This window comes from Pedobacter miscanthi (assembly GCF_003315595.1).
In the GTDB taxonomy this organism is placed as follows: Bacteria; Bacteroidota; Bacteroidia; order Sphingobacteriales; family Sphingobacteriaceae; genus Pedobacter; species Pedobacter miscanthi.
Genome location: NZ_QNQU01000011.1, coordinates 160,917 through 183,783 on the forward strand (window position 1 = coordinate 160,917; position 22,867 = coordinate 183,783).

Here is a 22,867-nt window from a genome sequence, read left to right on the forward strand (position 1 = left end):
TGGATAGAAATATTTCACACCTCACTAATCCAAAGTCAAGCCGATCTCCTTTAATAAAATTGCTGCATTGAAGGTTTTGCAGGGCCCTTGCTTTAACAGGTAATCAAATTTCATTTCGCCATTGGTAATCTGTATATCGAAATGAAAATTGCGCACAGTTTCGGGATGATCGGCAATCAGATCGGCCAGTTGAAGATCGTGGGTGGCGAAAAGCGCAGGTGTTTTCTCGTTTATCAGTTCTTCTACAAAAACTTTCGATCCCAGATATTTATCTCTGCTGTTTGTTCCCCGCAACATCTCGTCGATCAGCACAAAAGTATCTTTATCCTTCACCACATTATCTAAAATCATTTTCAATCGGTTTAATTCTGCTTTAAATGTAGAAGTGCTCTCATTCAGCGAATCTTTTATGCGCATATAAGTATTGATTGAAAAAACGGATAATTGCATGCTTTTGGCACAAACAGGTGCGCCTGCGTATGCCAATACCATGTTAATACCCAAAGTTCGTAAAAAGGTACTTTTACCAGCCATGTTCGAGCCTGTTACAATATCAACTGTTGGTTTTACCGCTAAGTTAAAATCATTGTTTACCCTTAATTGTTCTTTAATCAGCGGATGACCAACCTGGGTAGTTGTTAATGCAAATTGATCAGTAATTACCGGAAAAACCCAATCGGGCTGATTATAGGCTATAGTAGCCAGCGAAATCAGTTCTTCAAAATCGCCTAGGTGATCAAGTGCAGAAACGACATCTTTTGACGAAGATTTATACCAGGTATCGAGGTTTACACAACACTTTAAATCCCATAACAAAAGCACATTTAAAATAGCGCCAACAATGATATTCAGTCGTGCATCAAAATTCTGGATGATTTTAGACAGACTTTTGATCTCTTTACTCGCCGGAATTTCCGAATCGAGCAAACTTAAAGTATATTCACTTTTCCAGCTTTGATTTTCTGTCCATAAAATGGCACTTGCATAGCCGTTCAGCAGGTTAGAGCTTCCACCGAAACTATAAAAAACCTTATTTATTCTGGTGCCCAATAGCACATTCCACCCACCGTGTATAATGCAAAACATTACCAGTATCTGCCAAAAAATGCCACTTATAAATAATCCTGCTAAAATCAGGGCGACAGAAAGATAAGGCACCAGCTTTACATAAAACCTTAAAAACTTTCCGGCTACGAATTCCAGTTGTGCCCCCAGTTGATGCTTCAGCTGCATTTTGATCTGCTCTATTTTTTCGGGATCGTAACCATGAAGACTGGCCCTGAAACTATAGGTTTCTTCAATTTTTTCAATCATTTCTTTCACCGCTTCCTGGCGAAGCAGCATTTTATCCCTGGTAGATTTTTCAGCCAGGTTTTTGGCCAGAATATGGTTACCGCTTTTAGTACTGCAACGATTAATCAGTGCAAATAAAGAAGCATTTCCAAAAATATCGAGGTCGGAAGTATAAGGATGCAATTCAGATTCGAAAGCTGTGCCATGGTCGTATCCATTAGCTGTTCCATTTAAAACCTTCCATTCATTCTGGTGAGTCCATAAAAGCTGTTTTTTATAATCAACTTCACGATCGAGTTTACTTTGTTTGCGCACTACAAATGCGAAAGCAATTACAGGCAATATTAAGCCGATCTGTATTAAGGTCCGCAGTCCATCGTCAGCAGAGCTTACCATTAAGACAAATAATAAAATTTCGGCCAGGAATAAACCGATACGCACAAAAGAAAGCTGATCGATCAACTTTTTAGTCTGACTAATATCTGAAGTAACTTCTTTAATTTTAAGGTCGTAAGCGGCTATTATGTCTTCTTGTCGTTTTAGCATGATTTTATTCTATATATTTCGGAAGCTATCAGATGGATAGATTGTATTTTTTGTTACAATTTTCTCTAAGTTTGGAACTCGAAATTCTAAAGATAGGCAAAATATTAAATGAAGATTACCCTGATCGCCATTGGCAAAACCGAAGATAAGTATCTCATTGAGGGAATTGATAAATACATCAACCGCCTGAAGCACTATATTAACTTTAGTTTTTTAGCTATACCTGATGTAAAAAACGTTAAAAACCTGAGTGAGGCGCAACAGAAAGCAAAAGAAGCAGAGTTGCTACACAAACAAATCAATAATGGTGATGTTGTAATTTTACTGGATGAGAAAGGGAAAAAATATTCGTCGGTTGATTTTTCCAACTATTTAAACAAACAGATGGTGGGCAGTGTGCAGCATTTAATTTTCATCATTGGCGGACCATACGGTTTTGACGAAAGCATTTACAAAAGGGCGAACGGTTTAATTTCACTATCGGATATGACTTTTTCGCACCAGATGATCAGGTTGTTTTTTGTAGAACAGCTTTACAGGGGATTCAGCATTTTAAAGGGAGAGCCCTATCATCACGCATAAAGATGGATGAGGGAGGATGGAAAATGGATGATGGAAGATGGATGACGTAGAATGTGGGCGATGTAAATATGGAAAAACAGGATTAAAATCATCATTAAATAAAAGAAACTATGATACTCGATAAATATAAAAGGGAATACAGATACAAAAGCGACCAGAACGGCAACAATAAATACTTATGGATCAGCATAATTGTTTCGTTGGTAATTGTTGCTTTGCTATGGTATTTCTTCGATTAAAAACATAAAAAAACACCAGACGAATGGCCTGGTGTTCTATTTTTAGGAAGTAAATAAAGCTTAAACGCCTTTTTTACTCGTCATGCTTGCTTTTTTAGCCGGAGCCGAAGTTTTTGTCGTCGCTTTAGCACTAGCAGATGCCTTTGCACCGCCAGCTTTAGTTTTCTTATCTGCTGCTGCTTTTTCTTCTGATAATTTAACCTCTGCTGCTGTACCCGGTGTTTCCGGAGTTTCTTCGGTAAATAACGGAAGATCTTTTAACAGGTTATACCAGGTAATGATTTTCTTCATATCCGAAGCATAAACTTTCTCCTGATCGTGATTTGGTGCTACTTCAAGGAAATACGCACGCAAATCGCCTTTTAGATCCGGAGTAGATCCTTTATCAGAAATTTTAGCGAAAATATCAGCCAGTTTAATTTCTTCATCTTCACCATATACCGTAATATCTTCCAGCGAAGCTAATTTTGTATTGGTAATGTTAGCTACAATTTTAGTTTTTTGGGCATCTAAGCCTTCTAAAATGTAACCTACTTTATTTTGTCCAACCAGTTTAAACAAACCTGGTCTGCCGGATACGGCAACAATTCCTCTTAAATTCATATTATGTGTGTTTAGCGGTTAGCGGTTGGGGTTTAGCGAAATAAATTGCCTACCGCCAAACGCATAACGTATTTCTAATGTTTTAAAATCTCAATATGAGCAATTAGCGCCTTAAACGCTTATCGTTAAACGCATCGAGCCTAATCTTCTAAAACTTCAATGTTTAAAATTTTATCGCCCTGGCGGATATCGTCTACAAGATCTACATTCTCTACAACTTTACCAAAACAGGTATGGTTACGGTCTAAATGTGCAGTATTTGTTCTGCTGTGGCAGATAAAAAACTGCGAACCACCAGTATTACGGCCGGCATGCGCCATTGATAATACACCACGGTCGTGATATTGGTTTTCTCCGTCAAGCTCGCAATCGATTTTATAACCCGGGCCACCAGTACCTGCTAAATGTGCCTTAGCCGGATCTTTTGAATTCGGGCATCCACCCTGAACCATAAAGTTAGGAATTACACGGTGAAAAGTTACACCATCATAAAAGCCTTCTTTAGCTAATTTTTTAAAGTTTGCAACGGCTTTTGGCGCATCGTTTTCGTAGAATTCTACGGTCATTTCGCCTTTTTCTGTTTTTATTATTGCTTTACTCATATCAATATCGGTACTAATTTTAAATTTTAACTCCCTAAAAAATTTTTCATTTTTTTTGGTAGAGGGCAAAAATAACAAAATTGTATAACTTATAACATCATTAAATTTTTCTATCCAGTTTAAATGCGGTATTTTAGTGTTTTAAGCATACCGATTTGATAAAGAAATATTATATCCTGCTCATTTGCCTGCTTTGCTCTTTAGGGCTCAGGGCTTCATCACTGTTAATTTACATGGATGAAGACCAAAAAAATCACCTGAAAGCTTATGGAATTGCCTATTGGACGATCAGCAAACAGCTGGAAGTTGACTGGCTTTTGAATTACCGTGGCGGAAGCTTTTTAATCAAATACAACAAAACTGTTGAGGATGAATTAAAGATCCGAGGTGTATCATACGAGGTGATGGCCGATGGAAAAGTAGTGAGCCTGTTAAATGAAATCAGCGATCCATCGGTAAACATGGAAATGGTAAAACTGGAGAAAACACCAAAAATCGCCGTTTACTCTCCTAAAAGCAAATTACCATGGGATGATGCCGTTACCCTGGTGCTTACTTATGCAGAAATTCCTTATGATGTAATTTATGATGACGATATTTTACAGGATAAATTAAGCAAATACGACTGGCTACACCTGCATCATGAGGATTTTACTGGTCAATACGGGCGTTTCTGGGCCAATTTCAGGTATGCAACCTGGTACCAGGAAGATGTTAAAAACCAGGAAAGCCTGGCCAAACGTATGGGTTATAAAAAAGTATCTGAAATGAAACTTGCTGTGGCCAAACACATTAAAGAATATTGTGCGGGTGGTGGCTTTCTGTTTGCCATGTGTTCGGGAACCGATAGTTTTGATATTGCACTTGCAGCTGAAGGTGTAGATATCTGTGCGCAGATGTTCGATGGCGATCCAGCCGACCCGAATGCGCAATCCAAACTGGATTTTAACAAAACATTGGCCTTTCAGAATTTTAAACTGGATAACAATCCGATGAATTACGAGTTCTCGGACATAGACGCTACACAAACCCGAACTTTAAACCAAACGAACGATTATTTTACTTTATTCGATTTTTCTGCAAAATGGGATCTGGTGCCTACAATGCTTACACAAGACCATGATAAGGTAATTAAAGGTTTTATGGGACAAACTACCGCTTTCAGAAAAAGCCTGGTAAAAACAAGTGTAACCGTTTTGGGCGAAAATAAAGGCGCTGCAGAGGTAAGGTATTTACATGGTGAAATTGGCAAAGGCCAGTTTACTTTTTACGGTGGTCACGATCCGGAAGATTACCAGCATGCGGTTGGCGATCCACCAACAGATTTAAACCTGCACCCCAACTCGCCAGGATACCGCTTAATATTAAATAATGTGCTGTTCCCCGCAGCAAAAAAGAAACCTCAAAAAACATAGATTTCATAAGATCAGCTTTTTTGGCATTATCGGTTTTAGGTTCAAAAACCTGAGCAATTCACCTTAAATTCCTGTTATGTATACAGTAAATTGCTGTTATCAGCTTTATTAATTGCTTTTGAAATGCGATCAAAACACCACAAAAAACACCCTGTAAACCAATACCTTAGCCCACAAAATGTAACAGACTTGATACTTTGGCACAGCTTTTGGAAATAAGCCCAGTAATTAACAACAGGTAGAGCCTGTTATTTTTAACAAGATTATTCTAAAAGAAAAATATTATGAAAAAGTTACTATTAAGCGCTTCGGTTATTTTATTGGCAACAGGTGCTTTCGCTCAAACTACTACCGGTACAACTTCACGTTTTGGTATTAAAGCGGGTGTTAACCTGGCTAAAATTCATGTAAGTGGTGATAATGCTGATGCTTACAACGACAATGCAAAAAACAATGTAGGTTATAATGTTACTGCATTTGGTGATTTTGGTGTGGCTAATAACTTCTTTATCCAACCGGGAGTTTCATTGCAAAATAAGGGTGTTAAATTTGAAGGTACAGATGTTAGAACAACCGGTAACCTTACCACCACAACAACAACTTCATTTAAAACCAATGTAATGGCTATTGAGGTGCCGATCAACGCGGTTTTTAACATCCCTACGGGTAATACTGGTGCGGTACAGATTAGTGCGGGTCCATATGTAGGTTTTAACATTTCTGGTAAAAATAAAGGAACTACTACTACAACTGTTGCCAATAGCGGCAATAACACCAGCGTAACCACTACCGCAAGTAATGATAGAGATTTGAGTTTTGGTAGCGCGAACGACAAAGATCAGGGTAGTACAGATTTCGGTGCAAACTTTGGTTTAGCTTACCGTACTTCTTCTGGCTTTTTGGTTGGTGCTAACTATGGTTTAGGTTTAACTGATTTAACACCTAAAGACAGACAGGCAAATGCGAATAAAGCAACTAACCGCGTGTTAGGTTTTACAGTTGGTTATTCTTTTTAAGAGAATAGCTTAAAAACAAAAAACCTCCCGATGTAAAATCGGGAGGTTTTTTTATGGAATAAACTTTGGATTGATTGAGATTTAGGTCATCCTTGCGATACGTCATTTCGAACGGAGTGCAACGTAGTCGGGAAATCTGTCTCGAGATAGATCTCTCCGCTCCACTGCGTTTCGGTCGAGATGACGGTTTTAATTAATCGTAAAAATTCCAGGTTACACCAAATTTCAGAAGCGCATCCTGCATCGGGTACCGGTTTACGGTATAATAGCCTCTTTGGAATAAACCCTGATTGATAAAGTCGTATTTTACAAATATGTTTGCCCGCCTTAAATTCGCTTTAAAGAAAACATCTACAATCGGTTTAGAATCAAATGTTACCGGATTGGTTTCATCGATGTAAAACTGTGCTGTTGCAGGCGAATAAAGGTAATTGGCATAAGTGGTATTATACCTTACATCAAAGCCAATATTTGCTTTTAGCACCTTAAAAAAGGTATTGTTAAAATAAATACTATTGTAGGTATAAAATTCAGGTGTTCTTAAAATGGCATTTTTATCTGTTTTTTGATAAGCCACATAGTTTTCCATCGCAAACCTGCCAAACTTCCACTTTTTAGAAACATCTATCCTGATTAGGCTGATATCGGCAGTTTCTTGTTTAGGTAAAATTGCTGTGGTACCATTTGAATGATCGGCGGCAAAATAAAGATAGTTACTGGTTAAAAAATAATTGGCACCTGCAGTAAAGGCATATTTATCGTTGATATAATTAAAAGATAAATTGGCAATTTTGGTATTTTTAAAATCGTTATCAGACCATTGGTAATGGTTACCATGGTAATAGTTAAAAATAGTAGCCGGACTCTGGTTTTGTACATAAGCTCCCAGCTCAATCCTTCCAATTGTTTTGCTCAACAGGATTTTACTTTTGGCCTCATACAGGTAATCGCCTGCATTTTCGCCCTGCAATATCTGTTCAACATTTAAGTTAAAATCAATATTGGATGAAAACCGGTAACCTGCAGCGCCCAAAATGGTGATATTCTGATAGGCGAAACGGCTCTGTTCGTAATTGGTTCCGTCCTGCTTAATTCCTAAAAATTCGTGTTTGTAATAATCATGCCTGATCCCGGCATCAACCTTTAATTCATTTTTAATAAGTGATGAACTTTTAGGTCTTAAAAAGAAACTATATATAAATTCATTTTTAAGGTGCTGTACATGAGTCGAATCGTTTGTAAAAGTAGTACTGTTGATTCCCGGAGGTAATACATTGTTAGGGTCGGTACCAATTTTTAAAAAATCGTAGCTTTCGTTATTGTACTCAACTGTATAGGTAATTTTATTGGTTGGCAAAACAGCATTGGCTGCATTGGCTGAAGTATCTATCCGGCCTACATAATAGGTCTGTTTTAAAAACAGAATGTTTTTTTTATACATATTCCGGGCATCCGAAAGGTTTATCGCCTCTGCATCTCTGCTAATGGCGTTGTAGCCCGGATCGAATATGTTTTTTGCCACAACCGAACCATTTTCATAAGCCCGCATGGTATTGAAAATGGCAGATGCCCACATATTATAACGTTTGCTCGGTGATTGATACCAGGAGAATACGGCAACATTTAAATTATCGCCACGCTGCCTTGCATAAAAGCCCTTAGAGTCCCCACGATTAAAATTTATACCAACATTCCAGTTTTTTTTAATGTTTTGCGTGTGCAGGGCCCTAAAAAGTTGTTCCTTTTGTCCGGCACTAACAAAATACAAACTGGAAAAAGGCGTGCGCGCCTGGTAGTAAATGATATCTTCAGGAGTGAGCGCATAATAATCTAACGAATGGAAGCCTACATCAAAACCGATCCGTTTACTCGGCTCGTATAATAAAGGCCTTGCTGACAGGCCCATATTACCATTGCTGATGGTAGGGTGCATGGGCTGCAACAGCGGACTGTAGTTCTGGATATTAACGGTAGAGGTATCCAGAGGCAATAATACAATACTATCCTTACTAAGCCCAATTTTGGTATAACGGATATACTTCGCCGTAAAAACTACAGAGTCTTTCCCTCCATCCAGTTTCTTCCTCACCGAATCGAGCTCTTTGTTTGTACCCACACTTGTTTTTAAATCCTGTGCATATACTTTACCGATGCCGGCAAGCATAAAGATTAAAAAACAGATTTGAACGATTTTACGCATCTTATAAACCAGAAATTAAGCGGGTTAAAATTTCTGTCATCTTTGGCTCAGCTTTGGCTGCCGCAGCCAAAATTTCGTCTAAATTAAAGGGTTGCAAATCTTCAGGAAAACCTTCATCAGTAAGTACCGAAATGGCAAAAACCGGCAAACCTGCATGGTTCGCTACAATTACTTCAGGTACGGTACTCATGCCAACTGCATCGGCACCGATTAATCGTAAATATTTATATTCGGCCTTGGTTTCTAAATTCGGACCCGAAACGGCTACATAAACTCCTTTATGGCATTTAATATCAACATCTTTGGCAATTTCAAAAGCTTTTGCAATGATATCGCGTTGATAAGGCTGGCTCATATCTGGGAAACGCGGGCCTAACTCACTTTCGATTAAACCACGTAAAGGGTTATCGGGCTGTAAATTAATATGATCTTCGATAATCATTAAATCGCCCTTTTTAAATTCGGGGTTTAAGGAACCTGCTGCATTGGATACGATCAGGTTTTCAATGCCCAGGCCTTTCATTACCCTCACCGGGAAGGTAATCTGTTGCATGCTGTAACCTTCGTAATAATGCAGGCGGCCCTGCATGGCAACTATTTTTTTTCCGTTTAGTGTACCAAAAATAAGTTTACCGCTATGAAATTCTAAAGTGGAAATGGGAAAATTCGGAATATTAGAATACATCAACTGATGCTCAACTTCGATTTCTTTTACCAGGCCTCCCAAACCTGTACCTAAAATAATGCCTATTTCTGGCTTAAAGTTCTCTGTTTTACGTTTTATATACTCAACGGTTTCTTCTATTGCTCTTAACATAATTTAAAATGAGTTCGTCAAAGGTAATCTTATCTTCTTCAAATAATTCAACCTCTATAGGTAAATAATATACAGGTAAATCTACCAGTAAATCTTCAAATCCGGTAGCTCTTAAACGCTTGCTATCCTTTTCTGTTGTGATGATGATTTTTTCTTTTTTAATCCCGGCCAAAAAAGCATTTTTAAATTTACTGATATCGGCGTGTTTAAAAGCATAATGATCGGGAAAATCTTCGTGTCTGATTGTTTTGGAATATTTTTGGAGTTCTTCTATCAGTGGTTCGGGGTTGGCAATTCCGGTTAAGAGAAAAATCTCAAAATCTTTTATCGATTCGAGTGTAAGGCTTTCTTTGTTAAACAGATGGACAAGATTGCCATATTTTAAATAGGAATGAAGTACTGGCTGAGAGGCATTGGGTTGTAGTTCGTTTACGGAGGCCTGTTGTGCTACGTGCAACAATGGAACGGGTGATTTGGTAACTAATAATACATCGGCTCTTTTTCTTGAAGAAAAAACGTCGCGTAGATTACCGGCTGGTAATAAAAACTGTAAAGTGCCCAATTTTCTAAATTCGAACAACAGGATATTAAAACCTGCCTGTACAGCGCGGTGCTGAAAGGCATCATCGAGAATAATTAAATCGTGGTTTTCTTTTAACTGATTAATTCCTTTTGCCCGGTCTTCGCATACTGCAACCGTTACGTTGTTAAATTTCTGGTAATACTGTAATGGTTCGTCGCCTATGGTTTCGGCAGTCGAGCTGGCATCAGCAAGGATAAAACCTTTTGTTTTCCGACCATAACCCCTGCTTAAAATCGCAATTTTATAACCGGCCAACAGCCTAACCAGGTATTCGGTAGTCGGTGTTTTGCCCGATCCGCCAACGGCAAGATTACCTACGCAGATTACCGGCAGATCGAACTTTACAGATTGCATAAGCCCCCAATCGTAAAGCTTTTTGCGGAGCACAATGGCCATTCCGTAAATCAATGAAAAAGGGAGCAGTAAAAGACGCAGGTAGTTTAGTAACATATCGTGGTTTCAAAAATACTGATTATTTAAAAAAGAAAGGCATTGAGTAAGCAAGCCTCATTAATCAACCGCTGAGCGAAGGAAATGGTTTTCATCAGGAAGTAAATTTAGTCCGAAGTCGGCAGTCTGAAGTCCTAAGTCGAACATTCAATTACCAATAATCAATGTTCAATAGACCAATCGCTAATTAACCATCAACTATGAACCATTGACCAATAAACCAATGACAAGTGAAATATGAATAAGTTTGGGGATGGGTGTTCGGAGCTGGGAGTAATCGCTACAGTCAACCGATTAACCAATATTCAGTTTTCAGTTAACATTTGGCAATTACCAACGAACGAATGACAAATGAACAATTTAGCCACGGATGCACTGATTTACACTGAAAAGTTTTTTGCATCATGCTCACCAATGAACTAATGGCAAGTGAACAAATCAACTAATAAATTAATATTTTAAGATTTTTTGTTATCATTGTTATCTATCAAAACATAATTTAATGTCTCCTAGTAAAAGATTAGTTGTTGGCCAGGGCCAGATCAGTGGTTATATTTCTATTTTCTTAGCCGTACTGGCACTTTTAGGGATCCTTTGTTTTCATTATCCTGAAAAACTGACCACACCCGAATTTCGCGAAATATACACCAAAGAAAGTATGGAAGCTTTAATGCTTGGTGGTGTAATTACCTGTTTCTTTTTCTCTTTATTAAGTTTAATCCTTAGTAAAAAAATTAAATGGGCATGGCCAGGCTTTGCACTGGGCGCTTTGGCGGTAATATTGGGTGCATTAAGTGTTGAAGGAAGGGATGTGGCAAAATCGAGCTGGCATTTTGGCCTGGATTGGATGATTTTGGACCTGCTTTTAATGGTTGCCATATTTGTTCCGCTGGAGTTATTCTTTCCAAAAAACAATGAACAGACCAAATTTCACGAAGAATGGCGTACGGATTTAACGTATTTTGTAATCAGTCACCTTTTTATACAGTTCTTTGGCATTATTACCCAAAAGCCGGCCGTATTGTTTTTCGGCTGGATGGGTTTGGATAAAGTACATGCCTGGGTGCAGGGTTTACCTTTTATAGTCGCCTTGTTTCTGGCATTTTTTAGTACTGATTTGTTTCAATACTGGGCGCACCGTTTTTTTCATACCCGTGTAGCTTTATGGCGTTTCCATTCGATACACCACTCTACCCAGAATATGGATTGGCTGGCCGGAAGCCGTACGCATTTTATCGACATCTTTTTTACCCGTGCCATGACGTTTATCCCGCTTTATGTTCTGGGTTTCTCGTCGACGGTTTTTAATGTATACATTATTTTCATCGCAATACACGCTGTATTGATCCATGCCAATACCCGCATCAATTTCGGACCGCTGAAATATATTTTCACCACACCACAGTATCACCACTGGCACCATTGTGAAGACCCGAAATATTACGGGCATAATTTTGCCTCGATATTCCCTTTTATCGATATGATATTTGGCACTTATTATCTACCCGGAAAAGAGTGGCCGGCCGGAACAGGTGTGCATGAAGCGGCCTATCCGAAAGGTTTTATTAAACAATCTATTTATCCTTTTACCAAAAGCCCCTTCGATACCGATTTAAATATGGAAGAACGGAGCGACAGGTAGTGCTAACGCTCGTTTCTAACGAGCGTTGAATAACTCATCGTTTTAAACGATGTAATCGTAAAGCGATTATACATCCTAATCATTAGGAAAGCAATGGCAGCAGCCAAGGTTAATGTTAGCCGGGCTTTCCGCTAAATCTTTTGTTTTTGAAGGAAAACAAAAGGATATCGCTTCAATCCCGTTTAATTACAACTGACACAGCTGCTATTAAAAGGCTTGAACCTGGTAGAAGAAATAATCAACTTTTTTCTTTGCAAAGGCTCACTTTTAACGCGCGCTGAATTATTCATTGTTGCTAACGATGGATCGTAAAACTATTTCTGCATTCGTTTGGAAACGAAAGCAAGCGAGTTAAAGATACGCACATGGAACAAACAGACATTTTAAATGTTATATTAGCGTTCCATCTCATCGTATGCATTCCGAAACAGAAATTTTAATTATTGGTGGTGGATTGGCAGGCTTAACTGCTGCGCTTCACCTGAATAAGCTGGGAATAGATGTAATACTGATCGAGAAAGATACCTATCCCCATCATAAAGTTTGCGGCGAATACATTTCGAACGAAGTTTTGCCTTATTTTAAATGGCTCGGTCTTGACATCGAAAGCCTTGCCCCTGCTTTAATCAGCGATCTGCTTTTTACTTCCCTTTCGGGTAAAAGCATACAAAGCAAATTACCCCTCGGTGGTTTCGGGTTAAGCCGTTATACTATTGACAATTACCTCTATACTGAACTCCTCAAAAGAAATGTAAAAGTGGTGCATGATCGTGTAGTACAGGTAAATTTTGCAGATGATCAGTTCACAGTCGAAACAGCAACAAGCCATTTTGTTTCGCGTTACGTGATCGGAGCCTATGGAAAAAGATCGGCCATTGATGTAAAACTGAAACGAAAATTTATCAATAAACAATCGCCTTATCTGGCCGTAAAGGCACATTACAAGTCCGTTTTCCCTAACAACATTGTGAGTTTACATAATTTCGAAGGAGGTTACTGCGGCGTTTCCAAAGTAGAAAACGATCGGTTAAACATCTGTTACCTGGCCAATTACGAAAGCTTTAAAAAGCACAAAAATATCCTGACTTACCAGGAAAATATTCTCTATAAAAACATTCACCTGAAAACTATATTTGAAAATGCAGAAAGTTTGTTCGAAGCACCCTTAACCATCAGTCAGATTTCGTTTGAGGCAAAAGAACCGGTTTATAACCACATATTAATGATTGGTGATACCGCCGGTCTCATTCATCCCCTCTGTGGAAACGGAATGGCTATGGCCATCCATAGCGCAAAAATTGTTTCAACATTGCTGCAACAAACTCTCGAAGGTACAATCAATTCAAGACCGGCATTGGAGCAAAATTATACCATGGCATGGAACCGCGAATTTAAAACCCGTTTAAAAATGGGCAGGTTTTTATCTGCCTTGCTAAAAAACAATACACTCGAAAATTTTGCGATGAATGCATTAGGTAAAATGCCTTTCCTGCTCAACACAATTATTAAACAAACCCATGGAAAACCCATCACCATCCCACAATAAATGGCTGTAGACACCACATATAGAAGCACCGCCCCCGAAATTATGGATGATTTTGCCATGGAAGGCGAAATATTACGCGATGCGCTGGATAAAATTGCCCGCATTAACCAACTGCTTGGTGGTAATAAAGTTACATTAAATGGTATTAAAAGCTTGATCCGCAGCAAACCAAAGGGCGAATTGATACGTATTACTGATATTGGCTGTGGAAACGGCGATATGCTGCGCACTTTGGCCGATTATGCCAAAACCAAAGGTTTAAATTTTGTATTAAAAGGAATTGATGCCAATGGTTTTACCATCGATCATGCTAAAAGTTTATCCGAAAATTATCCCAATATCACTTACTATTGCAGCGATATTTTTGACGATATAGGTAAAAATGATCCCTGCGATATTATGCTCTGTACTTTAACACTGCATCATTTTAAGGATGAAGAAATTATTAAGCTGATGGAAAATTTTAAAAGATCGGCGAAACTGGGCATTGTAATTAACGATCTGCATAGGAGTGCCCTGGCCTATCGTCTGTTTAAGGCGATATGTTACGTATTCCGTTTAAATGATATGTCGCGCGAGGACGGATTGGTATCCATTCTGCGTGGATTTAAAAAAGCAGATCTGATTAAATATAGCAAACAATTAAAGCTTAAATCGAGTTCGGTTAAATGGAAATGGGCTTTCCGCTACCAATGGATAATTAAAACAATATGAGCGTAACCGTAAAAGCAGTGAGCAAGGCTTTGCCCGAATTCTGGCGATCAACCGAAGATATTTTACCATTTCTGGATATTTGGTTAAAAGATCAGGATGAGCGGTTTATCCGAAAGGTGAAAAAGATTTTCGAAGGTGCAGCAGTTGATAAACGTTATTCCATCATGTCGCCCGAAGAAGTTTTCAGCGATTTAAGCTTTGAAGAACGGAACAATATTTATGTTCGTGAAAGCATAAAATTAGGTGCTAAATGTTTAAGCTCAGCACTCGAAAAAGCGGGCTGGCAGGCGCAGGATCTTGATTATATCATTACGGTAAGCTGCACCGGGATTATGATCCCCTCTTTGGATGCCTATCTGATCAATTTATTGAAACTGCGTCAGGATGTGGTTCGTTTACCCGTAACCGAAATGGGCTGTGCAGCCGGGGTATCGGGTATGATTTACGCCAAAAACTTTCTGAAAGCGAATCCGGGCAAACGTGCTGCAGTTGTAGCCGTAGAATCGCCCACAGCAACTTTCCAGCTCAACGATTTTTCTATGGCCAACATTGTAAGTGCAGCCATATTTGGTGATGGTGCTGCTTGTGTACTGCTAAGTTCGGCCGAAGAAGACAGCGGGCCAGAAATTGTGGCCGAAGAAATGTACCATTTTTACGATGCAGAAGAAATGATGGGTTTTCAACTCACTAACACCGGTTTGCAAATGGTGTTGGATATTGCCGTACCCGAAACCATTGCAAGTCATTTCCCGGATATTATCCATCCTTTTCTGGCAAAAAATGAACTCGAAATTAAAGATATAGACCATTTGATTTTTCATCCCGGTGGGAAAAAGATTATCCAGATTGTAGAAGAATTATTTAGCGAACTGGGCAAAAACATAGATGATACCAAAGCCGTTTTAAAGTTATATGGCAATATGAGCAGTGCAACCGTACTCTATGTTTTAGAACGTATGATGGATAAAAAACCGGCAAAAGGAGAAAAGGGACTGATGATGAGCTTTGGCCCTGGTTTTTCGGCGCAAAGAATATTATTGCAATGGTAAAAATACATTTCAATCATTTTATAATTCACCTCTCTATCATTCAATCCTTCACTCATTCTTTCATTCAATTATTCTATATTCAATAATTTAATCATTCATGACAAAACACGAAATATTAGCTAAACTTCCTTACGGCAAATCATTTCTATTTGTTGATGAATTACTGCATGTTGACGAAAACGGCGCTAAAGGAACATTTACTTATATTGAAAACCTCTTTTTTTATGAAGGGCATTTCAAAAATCATCCGGTTACACCTGCGGTAATCCTTGCTGAAACTATGGCTCAGATTGGCCTGGTATGTTTGGGGATTTACCTTGTTAAAGATATTGATCAGGATGTATCAGTTGCTATGACCTCAAACGCGATCGACTTTTTAAAACCGGTTTATCCAGACGAAAAAGTAACGGTAACAAGTGAGAAAATCTATTTCAGGTTTAACAAATTAAGCTGCAAAGTTAAAATGGTAAATATGGCTGGTGAGCTAGTGTGCAAAGGAAATATTTCGGGCATGTTAATTTCAAAAGAAAATGGATAACCGGGTTGTAATTACAGGTTTAGGCGTATGTGCACCCAATGGCACTACCCTCGCTGAATTTTCCGAAGCAATTAAAAATGGGATTTCGGGTATCCGTCATCAGCCTGACCTTGAAGCTTTAAATTTCTCCTGTCAGATTGCCGGTAAACCCGAATTGAGCGAAGAACGGGTCAGCCAGTATTTTACCCCGCTCGAACTTCGCAATTTAAACAGCTCGGGCATTGTTTACGGTGTGATTGCAGGTTTAGACGCCTGGAAAGATGCTGGTTTAACCATTGAAAACAACGATGAGCCAGATTGGAACAGCGGAACCATTTTCGGCGCCGGCACCTCTGGAATCGATAAATTCAGGTGGGCCATCAATAAAATTGATGATCTCGAAATCAGAAAACTTGGAAGCTCGGTAGTGATACAAACCATGGCCAGTGGTGTGAGCGCTTTTATCAGCGGCAAGCTCGGCCTGGGTAATCAGGTGAGCACCAATTCATCAGCCTGTGCAACCGGTGCCGAAAGTATTTTATTGGCCTACGAAAGGATTAAAACTGGTCAGGCAACCAAAATGCTCGCCGGTAGCACCAGTGATAGTGGTCCTTATATATGGGGAGGTTTTGATGCCATGAAAGTATGTACTTTTAAACATAACCACGAACCAGAAAAAGGAAGCAGGCCGATGAGTGAAACCGCTAGTGGTTTTGTACCGGGAAGTGGTGCCGGAGCACTGGTGTTAGAATCGCTGGAAAGTGCCCTCGCCAGAGAAGCGAAAATTTATGGAGAGGTACTGGGTGGAAATATTAATTCAGGCGGACAGCGGGGATTGGGAACCATGACTGCGCCAAACCCTGTTGCCGTACAACGTTGTATAAAAGCAGCCTTACAAAATGCAGGAATAAAAGCTTCAGAAATAGATGTGATTAATGGCCACCTTACCGCTACCACCAAAGATGCACTCGAAATAGCAAACTGGAAAGAAGCGCTACAACTACCTGCCGAACGTTTTCCTTACATCAATTCGTTGAAAGGAATGATCGGCCATTGTATTGCTGCTTCGGGAAGTATAGAATGTGTGGCTTCCATACTCGAACTTTCTGAAGGGTTTATTTTTCCGAATATTAACTGTGAAGATTTAAGTGTAGAAATTAAGACTTTAATTCCTGAAAAAAGCATTCCTCAAACCTTAATCCAGCAACCAATTAATATATTAGCGAAAGCCAGTTTCGGATTTGGCGACATTAACGCCTGCGTTATCTTTAAAAAATATACCTCATGAATAAAGAACAGATTATCGATGCCCTAAAAACCATCGTACAACCCTACAGCGAAGAAACCTCAGCTTTGGCACATATCGATGAAAACACTGATTTTATTAATGATTTAAAAATAAATTCAGCCAACCTGGTTGATATTATCCTGGATATTGAAGAAAAATTTAACATTGAAATAGACAATGATTCGATGGCAAAAATGCTCAACGTAAAAGCCACAACAGATATCATAGCAGCAAAACTGGAAGCGCGTGCTGGGCAATGATATTGTTGATTTAGAGCTGGCCAAAACCCAGAGCAACTGGCGGCGTAAAAACTACCTGGATAAGATTTTTACAACCGAAGAACAATTACTCATTTCTGATGCAGAAAATCCCGATATGATGGTGTGGTTACTTTGGAGTATGAAAGAATCGGCCTATAAAATCCATAACCGTAAAACCGGTATCCGTGATTTTGCGCCAAAAAGTCTAAATTGCACTATTCACCCTAACACTTATGGCGAGGTAAATATTGACGGCGATACCTATTTCACAAAAAGCAGTTTACAAACTGCATTTGTACATACTATCGCTTCTTCAAATTGCCATCAACTGGAGAAAATTAAGATTGCTATTTACGAATCACCGAATCATCTTTTCGATTACAAAAGTACCAATCCGGGTTGTGTAAGTCATCATGGAAGGTATTTGGCTTTGGTGTATGAAGCATTGCAACTATCATAGTGATTCGTGGAGACACGAACCACGACAGTTTAGGCACGAACCATGGCAACAAGTAATTATTGCATAAAAATTAATTGATAAAGATTATATACCGAATGAAGTATAGCCACCCACATGAAAGCACTCTTTCTGTTGTCTACACAATACAGATAGAAATAATTTAAAATACTCCCCATAAAGCACATCACAACAATATACATCCAGCTATAATAGTGGCTTAACCCAAAAATAAGTGTCGGTATCAATAACCTAAACAAGGAATTATGAACTTTAATTAACCGGAGCGCATGATACGGTACATATTGGAAAACAAGTGTTTCTAAAAAAGGCACGATGAATACTACGGTTAAAAAAATAAATTTTTTATCCTCGTTTTCGAATGGATTAGAATTTTTAGCATCAATTGAAAAAAGTATAGAAATATAGCTGAATAAATAACTGAAAAATATTTTCAGCAACAGGCATGATAAGAATACAATGTAAAATTTTATACTTTTCCTGGTAAACAAATTCATAAGGTTAAGGCCAATATAAAAAAGCCGTATTAAAATATTATACGACTTTTTTATTTGAAGATACTGTTCTTAAGTGATAGTGATGTTATTTTGTGAGCAGGTTTAATTTATTTGGTCATCATATTGCCATTTACCAATATTGATAAGGGTTTTACTAAATCGAGCAGATCATCATCTCCAAACTGCTGTTTCTATAAATTGGCATAATGCCCGTTTGCAACAATCATTTCGGCATGGCTTCCTTCTTCTACTACCTTTCCTTTATTCAGTAAAATGATTTTATCGGCTTTTCTAATCGCAGGCAAGCGGTGGGCGATGATGATAATTGTTTTCTTTTGTGCCTGCAATAACCCTATCGTGCGTTATACATATTGCTCAGAAGCCGTGTCCAATGAAGGAGTAGCTTCATCCAAAATCAAAATTTCGGGATTACGGTACCAGGTAATAAAATTACCTCAATAGACGGAAACCGTATCATACTAAAAGGAATTTCAGCAGAGATACTCATTGGTGAAACTTACCGGAAGGATTTTCTGGATGTAATGAAGCAGAAGCTGATATGTTGAGCAAAGGGCAGAGAGCAAAGCGTTAGGCGTTAGGCGTTAGGCGTTAGGCGTTAGGCGTTAGGCGTTAGGCGTTAGGCGTTAGGCGTTAGGCGTTAGGCGTTAGGAGTTAGGCGAAGGTATTGCTACTTTTAATTATTTGCTAAAAAGCAGCGTCATTTTTCTGCGAATTCTGTGGGAAATATGAATGTAACAACTTTAAAGTCTTTTAACTTAGATTTAAAAATAACATATTAAAAGGTCTTTCCCGAGATAGATCTCTCCACTACGGTCGAGATGACGATCTGCATGGCTATTCTGTGTAAATCCGTGCTTTCCGTGGCAAAATAAGCTAAAGGATAAGTAATCTGTGGAATCAAACCCCAAATCAACTGCATTTTAACCATAACTTCCTTAAAATTATCCGCTTCGCAACTCAATTGCACACACAAACGTTTGCCCTATTTTCTTTATAGAATTATAGAATTGCCTAGCTCAAAAAGCCTTATCTTTGCGCAAATCATAAAAAATAAAATATGCTTAAAGGATTTTTTAACGTACCCACTCCGGTAAACGAACCTATATTAAATTATGGCCCAGGCAGTAAAGAACGTGCACTTTTAAAAGAAGCACTTGCAGAAGCCCGCGCTCAGCAACAGGATATTCCGATGTATATTGGCGGTAAGCAAGTTCATACAGCCAAAAAAGGTAAAGTTGTTCCTCCACACGATCACCAACATATTTTAGCCCAATTCAGCATTGGCGATAAAACACATATTACACAAGCCATTGAGGCTGCATTAGCTGCAAAACAAGACTGGGAAAACCTGGCTTGGGAACACCGCGCTGCGATTTTCTTAAAAGCTGCAGATTTGATTGCCGGTAAATACCGTTATAAATTAAACGCTGCCACTATGTTGGGGCAAAGCAAAAATGCTTATCAGGCAGAAATTGACGCCGCTTGCGAACTAATCGATTTCTTACGTTTTAACGTAAGCTACATGGCCGATATTTACAAGCAACAACCTCCTGTTTCGCCTCGTGGAAGCTGGAACCGTGTAGAACAGCGCCCGTTAGAAGGTTTTGTGTTCGCCCTTACCCCTTTCAACTTTACGGCAATTGCCGCTAACTTGCCTGCATCTGCAGCAATGATGGGTAACGTTGTGGTATGGAAACCAGCAGATACACAGGTTTATGCAGCCAACCTTTTAATGGAAATTTTCCGCGAAGCGGGTGTACCTGATGGCGTAATCAATCTGGTTTATGCCGATGGTCCTGAAACGGGCGATGTTATATTTAACCACCCTGATTTTGCAGGTATCCACTTTACAGGATCAACCAAAGTATTCCAGGAAATCTGGAAAACAATCGGAACAAACATCCACAAATACAAATCATATCCACGCATCGTGGGCGAAACCGGTGGTAAAGATTTTATCCTTGTTCACCCGTCTGCACAAACAAAAGTAGCCAGTACAGCAATTGTTCGCGGTGCATTCGAATACCAGGGACAGAAATGTTCTGCAGCAAGTCGTGTGTACATTGCAGAAAGCCTTTGGCCTGAAATTAAAGAACAGATGTTAGCCGATCTTGCCACTTTTAAAATGGGTGGAACTGAAGATTTCAGCAATTTTATCAATGCCGTTATCGATGAGCGTTCTTTTGATAAATTGGCTAAATACATCGATCAGGCAAAACAGGATCAGGGTGTAGAAATTATTGCCGGTGGTAACTATGATAAATCTAAAGGTTATTTCATCGAACCGACTATTTTAGTGGTTGATGATCCGAAATATACCACCATGAGCGAAGAATTATTCGGTCCGGTTTTAACCGTTTATGTTTATGCGGATAAAGATTTTGATCAGGTTTTAGAATTAATCGATACCACTTCTCCTTATGCTTTAACTGGTGCTTTAATTGCGCAAGACAGGTATGCAATTGAAAAAGCAAGTCATGCATTGCGTAATTCGGCAGGTAACTTCTACATCAACGATAAATGTACTGGTGCCGTTGTAGGTCAGCAGCCATTTGGTGGTGCAAGAGGTTCGGGTACTAATGATAAAGCCGGATCGATGATCAATTTATTGCGTTGGGTTTCTCCACGTACCATTAAAGAGGTTTTCGAATCGCCAACTGATTACCGTTATCCTTTCTTAGCAGAAGATTAATATTTACCATATTAAAGGCCAGGCAATTATTGTTTGGCCTTTTTTATGCCTAACCGAAGACCTTTTCTAACCATGAGCCACAGATTTTTACTTTCCTTTTTTTTTTTAGCAAGTTTTAACTTTTACGCATCTGCCCAAAAGAAGCCCAACGTTATCATCATCTATGCAGATGATTTAGGTTATGGCGACCTGAGCTGTTATGGTGCCACAAAGATAAAAACCCCAAATATCGATGCATTGGCCAAAAACGGAATAAAGTTTACCAATGGCCACGCTACGGCTTCTACCTGTACCCCTTCGCGTTATTCGTTAATGACTGGAAGATATGCCTGGCGTAAAAAAGGTACGGGGATTTTACCTGGCGATGCGGCATTAATTGTACCAACCGATAATAGTTCCCTTCCTTCAGTTTTCCAGCAAGCTGGTTACAAAACAGGGTTGGTTGGCAAATGGCATTTAGGTTTGGGTACTGCGGTAGAAAAAGACTGGAATAAAGAGGTAAAACCCGGACCAAAAGAAGTTGGGTTTGATTATTCGTTCATTTTTCCGGCTACTGCCGATAGGGTTCCAACGGTTTTTATGGAAAATCAACTCGTGGTAGGTTTAGATCCCAATGATCCGATAAAGGTTGATTATAAGAATCCGATAGGAACAGATCCGACAGGAAAAGAACATCCCGAACTGTTGAAAATGCCGGCAGAAGCAAATCATGGTCATAACATGACGATTGTAAACGGTGTTGGCCGCATTGGTTATATGCAGGGCGGCAAACTGGCGCGTTGGACTGACGAGGAATTGCCCTTCACTTTTTTAACCAAAGCCAAAAACTTTATCGAAGACAATAAGGAGCAACCATTTTTTCTTTACTATGCCTTAACAGAGCCACATGTACCACGTTTACCAGCCACTATGTTTAAAGGTAAAAGCGAACTCGGTTACCGAGGCGACGTAATTTTACAACTCGACTGGGCTGTTGGCGAAATCACGAAACAATTGAAATACCTGGGTCTGGATAAAAATACGATGATTATTTTTAGCAGCGATAACGGTCCGGTGATTATGGATGGTTACGAAGACCAGGGTGCTGAAAAGTTAAATGGCCATACACCGTCCGGACCATTGCGTGGCGGAAAGTATAGCATTTTAGAAGGGGGCACCCGCGAACCCTTTATCATTTCGTGGCCGGCAAAGATTAAACCGGGTGTTTCTGATGCTTTGGTTTCACAGATTGATTTTTTAGCTTCATTTGCCAGTTTCTTTAACGTTGAAAGCAAAAATGCGATAGACAGTAAAAATATGTGGAATGCCTTAACCGGGAAAGATGCAAAAGGAAGAGACTTTTTTATCGAACAGAGTAATCAACTGGCCATCGTAAAGGACAACTGGAAATACATCCGGCCATCAAAAGGAGAAGCTTATTATAAACTCACCCATACCGATAGCGGCAACCTGCCAGGCGCTCAATTGTACAATTTAAGTGAGGATCTTGGTGAAAAAAATAACCTGGCATTAAAATACCCTGAGAAGGTAAAAGAACTGGAAGCTTTATTAAGTGTAGAGGAAGCGAGATCGAAGTAATCTCTGGATCATCATTCCCGCGCATAATCCATCTGCACCCTGCAACCAGGCCTAGGATATGATGGAAGGAGAAAACGTTAAAGCTTTGGTAATATCTCTTCCCCCCGCACTGTCCAGAGGCAGCACGCCCTCCCCGATCTTTCATCGGGGGCTTGTGCTGACGATGTAAAAAGCTTTGACGAATTTATCCGACATCATATCTTAGCCTTGATTGTTTGTTTCTTTATCATCAAGGATAA

At 39.2% G+C, this 22,867-nt stretch carries 22 protein-coding genes; 14 read left to right on the forward strand and 8 right to left on the reverse strand.

Annotated elements, in window-relative coordinates; all coding sequences use genetic code 11:
• Nucleotides 1-24: 24 nt before the first annotated feature.
• Nucleotides 25-1,839 (reverse strand): MutS-related protein, encoded by a 1,815-nt coding sequence (locus DRW42_RS14380; protein WP_113949517.1) that lies wholly within the window; start codon nucleotides 1,837-1,839, stop codon nucleotides 25-27.
• A gap of 108 nt (nucleotides 1,840-1,947) precedes the next feature.
• Between DRW42_RS14380 and rlmH the strand changes: the two genes are divergently transcribed.
• On the forward strand, nucleotides 1,948-2,421 hold the full coding sequence (rlmH, locus tag DRW42_RS14385) for a 23S rRNA (pseudouridine(1915)-N(3))-methyltransferase RlmH (protein ID WP_113949518.1): 474 nt from the start codon (nucleotides 1,948-1,950) through the stop codon (nucleotides 2,419-2,421).
• 110 nt (nucleotides 2,422-2,531) lie between these two features.
• Complete coding sequence (locus DRW42_RS29395; protein ID WP_279634137.1) at nucleotides 2,532-2,660, forward strand: hypothetical protein; 129 nt, start codon at nucleotides 2,532-2,534, stop codon at nucleotides 2,658-2,660.
• 60 nt (nucleotides 2,661-2,720) lie between these two features.
• Here DRW42_RS29395 and DRW42_RS14390 read toward each other — a convergent pair whose 3' ends face one another.
• Together DRW42_RS14390 and DRW42_RS14395 are read right to left on the reverse strand one after the other, a co-directional pair.
• Entirely contained in the window at nucleotides 2,721-3,263 is a 543-nt protein-coding gene (locus DRW42_RS14390) for a DUF5606 family protein (RefSeq protein WP_113949519.1), read from the reverse strand.
• Between the two features lie 140 nt (nucleotides 3,264-3,403).
• Nucleotides 3,404-3,865: a peptidylprolyl isomerase gene (locus DRW42_RS14395; RefSeq protein ID WP_057932098.1), complete on the reverse strand. Its 462-nt coding sequence runs from the start codon at nucleotides 3,863-3,865 to the stop codon at nucleotides 3,404-3,406.
• 233 nt (nucleotides 3,866-4,098) lie between these two features.
• Between DRW42_RS14395 and DRW42_RS14400 the strand changes: the two genes are divergently transcribed.
• Both DRW42_RS14400 and DRW42_RS14405 read left to right on the forward strand, forming a co-directional pair.
• Nucleotides 4,099-5,280, forward strand: a complete 1,182-nt coding sequence (locus DRW42_RS14400) for an asparagine synthetase B (protein ID WP_113949520.1) — start codon at nucleotides 4,099-4,101, stop codon at nucleotides 5,278-5,280.
• A gap of 284 nt (nucleotides 5,281-5,564) precedes the next feature.
• Complete coding sequence (locus DRW42_RS14405) at nucleotides 5,565-6,296, forward strand: porin family protein (RefSeq protein ID WP_113949521.1); 732 nt, start codon at nucleotides 5,565-5,567, stop codon at nucleotides 6,294-6,296.
• Between the two features lie 193 nt (nucleotides 6,297-6,489).
• Here the strand turns inward: DRW42_RS14405 and DRW42_RS14410 are convergent, their stop codons facing one another.
• From DRW42_RS14410 to lpxK, 3 genes are read right to left on the reverse strand one after another with little or no spacing between them, the layout of a single operon-like run.
• Nucleotides 6,490-8,496 carry a putative porin gene (locus DRW42_RS14410; RefSeq protein WP_244215284.1) on the reverse strand — a complete coding sequence of 669 codons (2,007 nt, stop codon included), beginning with the start codon at nucleotides 8,494-8,496 and terminating at the stop codon, nucleotides 6,490-6,492.
• 1 nt (nucleotide 8,497) lies between these two features.
• The gene (locus DRW42_RS14415) at nucleotides 8,498-9,313 is read right to left on the reverse strand and encodes a purine-nucleoside phosphorylase (RefSeq protein ID WP_113949522.1); all 816 of its coding nucleotides are present in this window, start codon (nucleotides 9,311-9,313) and stop codon (nucleotides 8,498-8,500) included.
• Entirely contained in the window at nucleotides 9,285-10,346 is a 1,062-nt protein-coding gene (gene lpxK / locus DRW42_RS14420) for a tetraacyldisaccharide 4'-kinase (RefSeq protein ID WP_113949523.1), read from the reverse strand. The genes DRW42_RS14415 and lpxK overlap by 29 nt, the downstream gene beginning before the upstream one ends.
• A gap of 502 nt (nucleotides 10,347-10,848) precedes the next feature.
• Between lpxK and DRW42_RS14425 the strand changes: the two genes are divergently transcribed.
• From DRW42_RS14425 to DRW42_RS14460, 8 genes are all read left to right on the forward strand, one after another.
• Nucleotides 10,849-11,988 (forward strand): sterol desaturase family protein, encoded by a 1,140-nt coding sequence (locus DRW42_RS14425; RefSeq protein WP_113949524.1) that lies wholly within the window; start codon nucleotides 10,849-10,851, stop codon nucleotides 11,986-11,988.
• A 415-nt stretch (nucleotides 11,989-12,403) separates the two neighbouring features.
• The gene (locus DRW42_RS14430) at nucleotides 12,404-13,534 is read left to right on the forward strand and encodes an NAD(P)/FAD-dependent oxidoreductase (RefSeq protein ID WP_113949525.1); all 1,131 of its coding nucleotides are present in this window, start codon (nucleotides 12,404-12,406) and stop codon (nucleotides 13,532-13,534) included.
• The gene (locus DRW42_RS14435) at nucleotides 13,535-14,248 is read left to right on the forward strand and encodes a methyltransferase domain-containing protein (RefSeq protein WP_113949526.1); all 714 of its coding nucleotides are present in this window, start codon (nucleotides 13,535-13,537) and stop codon (nucleotides 14,246-14,248) included.
• The gene (locus DRW42_RS14440) at nucleotides 14,245-15,297 is read left to right on the forward strand and encodes a type III polyketide synthase (RefSeq protein ID WP_113949527.1); all 1,053 of its coding nucleotides are present in this window, start codon (nucleotides 14,245-14,247) and stop codon (nucleotides 15,295-15,297) included. The genes DRW42_RS14435 and DRW42_RS14440 overlap by 4 nt, the downstream gene beginning before the upstream one ends.
• Before the next feature lie 97 nt (nucleotides 15,298-15,394).
• The gene (locus DRW42_RS14445; protein WP_113949528.1) at nucleotides 15,395-15,835 is read left to right on the forward strand and encodes a 3-hydroxyacyl-ACP dehydratase FabZ family protein; all 441 of its coding nucleotides are present in this window, start codon (nucleotides 15,395-15,397) and stop codon (nucleotides 15,833-15,835) included.
• Entirely contained in the window at nucleotides 15,828-17,102 is a 1,275-nt protein-coding gene (locus tag DRW42_RS14450; protein WP_113949529.1) for a beta-ketoacyl-[acyl-carrier-protein] synthase family protein, read from the forward strand. Before DRW42_RS14445 ends, DRW42_RS14450 begins: the two co-directional genes overlap by 8 nt.
• Nucleotides 17,099-17,362, forward strand: coding sequence for an acyl carrier protein (locus DRW42_RS14455; RefSeq protein ID WP_113949530.1), 264 nt, complete (start codon nucleotides 17,099-17,101; stop codon nucleotides 17,360-17,362). Before DRW42_RS14450 ends, DRW42_RS14455 begins: the two co-directional genes overlap by 4 nt.
• Nucleotides 17,349-17,822: a 4'-phosphopantetheinyl transferase family protein gene (locus DRW42_RS14460; protein WP_113949531.1), complete on the forward strand. Its 474-nt coding sequence runs from the start codon at nucleotides 17,349-17,351 to the stop codon at nucleotides 17,820-17,822. Before DRW42_RS14455 ends, DRW42_RS14460 begins: the two co-directional genes overlap by 14 nt.
• Before the next feature lie 56 nt (nucleotides 17,823-17,878).
• On the opposite strand, the gene DRW42_RS29510 is transcribed toward DRW42_RS14460, so the two are convergent.
• The gene (locus DRW42_RS29510) at nucleotides 17,879-18,337 is read right to left on the reverse strand and encodes a CPBP family intramembrane glutamic endopeptidase (protein WP_113949532.1); all 459 of its coding nucleotides are present in this window, start codon (nucleotides 18,335-18,337) and stop codon (nucleotides 17,879-17,881) included.
• Nucleotides 18,338-18,528: 191 nt separating this feature from the next.
• Nucleotides 18,529-18,684, reverse strand: coding sequence for a hypothetical protein (locus tag DRW42_RS28810; protein ID WP_158544353.1), 156 nt, complete (start codon nucleotides 18,682-18,684; stop codon nucleotides 18,529-18,531).
• Between the two features lie 731 nt (nucleotides 18,685-19,415).
• Between DRW42_RS28810 and pruA the strand changes: the two genes are divergently transcribed.
• Both pruA and DRW42_RS14475 read left to right on the forward strand, forming a co-directional pair.
• Complete coding sequence (pruA, locus tag DRW42_RS14470; RefSeq protein ID WP_113949533.1) at nucleotides 19,416-21,050, forward strand: L-glutamate gamma-semialdehyde dehydrogenase; 1,635 nt, start codon at nucleotides 19,416-19,418, stop codon at nucleotides 21,048-21,050.
• Between the two features lie 72 nt (nucleotides 21,051-21,122).
• Nucleotides 21,123-22,628: a sulfatase family protein gene (locus tag DRW42_RS14475; RefSeq protein ID WP_113949534.1), complete on the forward strand. Its 1,506-nt coding sequence runs from the start codon at nucleotides 21,123-21,125 to the stop codon at nucleotides 22,626-22,628.
• Nucleotides 22,629-22,867: the final 239 nt, after the last annotated feature.